Raw genomic sequence first — 1287 nt, forward strand, 5'->3', positions numbered from 1 at the left:
GGTGTACGGTCCGGGGACATCGTGAACACTTGTTCGGGGACATGGTAGACACTTACAACTAAGGCATAAGAACCCGTTTATGGAGTCGCTTATGCCCTGGGATGCGAGAGATACCATGTCATTACGTACCGAGTTTGTTTTGTTCGCCTCGCAGGACGGGGCGAACATCCGTTCCCTTTGCCGTCACTTCGGCATTTCCCCTGCCACCGGCTACAAGTGGCTTCGCCGCTGGGCTGAGGAAGGTGCTTCCGGTCTTCAGGACCGGTCCCGCGTACCTCATCATTCCCCGAACCGCTCATCTGACGACATCACGGCCCTGCTGCGCATGGCCCGTGCCCGACATGAGCGTTGGGGCGCCCGCAAGATTAAGCGCTGGCTGGAAGACCAGGGACACCGCATGCCTGCCTTCAGCACCGTCCATAACCTCATGGCCCGCCATGGCCTGCTGCCGGGCACGGCACCGGGTAACCCGGCCACAGGCCGGTTCGAACATGACGCCCCGAACCGGCTCTGGCAGATGGATTTTAAGGGCCACTTTCCCTTCGGCGGGGGCCGCTGTCATCCCCTCACCCTGCTCGACGACCACTCCCGTTTCTCCCTGTGTCTGGCACCCTGCACCGATGAGCGGCGCGAGACCGTGCAGCAGCAGCTGGTCAGCGTGTTTGAGCGCTACGGCCTGCCGGACCGGATGACGATGGACAACGGCTCACCGTGGGGCGACACCACCGGGACCTGGACAGCGCTGGAGTTGTGGCTGATGCGCCACGGTATCCGGGTGGGCCACTCCCGGCCGTATCACCCGCAGACCCAGGGCAAGCTGGAGCGCTTTCACCGCAGCCTGAAGGCGGAAGTGCTCCAGGGTAAGTGGTTCGCGGACAGCGGTGAACTGCAGCGCGCCTTCGACCACTGGCGGGCCGTCTATAACCTTGAACGTCCGCATGAGGCGCTGGATATGGCGGTGCCGGCCTCGCGGTACCGGCCGTCTGCACGGCAGTACAGCAGCCGCACGACACCCCCGGAATACGACGAGGGTGTGATGGTCAGGAAGGTGGATATCAGCGGGAAGCTGAGCGTGAAGGGGATACGTCTGAGTGCAGGCAAGGCGTTCAGGAATGAACAGGTCGGGCTGAAGGAGACGCAGGAGGATGGCCGCTATGAGGTGTGGTGGTACAGCACGAAAGTGGGGGTGATCGACCTGAAGAAAAAGTCGATCACCATGGGTAAAGGATGTTAAAAAGTGTTCACCATGTCCCCGAACACCTGTCTGCTATGTCCCCGGACTGTACA

Annotated in this window: 1 protein-coding gene; it reads left to right on the top strand. The window is 61.8% G+C overall.

Annotated elements, in window-relative coordinates; genetic code table 11:
- Positions 1–91: 91 nt before the first annotated feature.
- Entirely contained in the window at positions 92–1234 is a 1143-nt protein-coding gene (locus FFS28_RS21640; protein WP_474210949.1) for an IS481 family transposase, read from the top strand.
- The last annotated feature ends 53 nt before the right edge of the window (positions 1235–1287 follow it).

It is taken from the genome of Enterobacter sp. 2VL, assembly GCF_005503595.1.
GTDB lineage: Bacteria > Pseudomonadota > Gammaproteobacteria > Enterobacterales > Enterobacteriaceae > Enterobacter > Enterobacter cancerogenus.

What these genes read in the sequence shown, in the direction of transcription:
- FFS28_RS21640 (WP_474210949.1), top strand. Translation starts at nt 92, where the DNA reads ATGCCCTGGGATGCGAGAGATACCATGTCATTACGTACCGAGTTTGTT.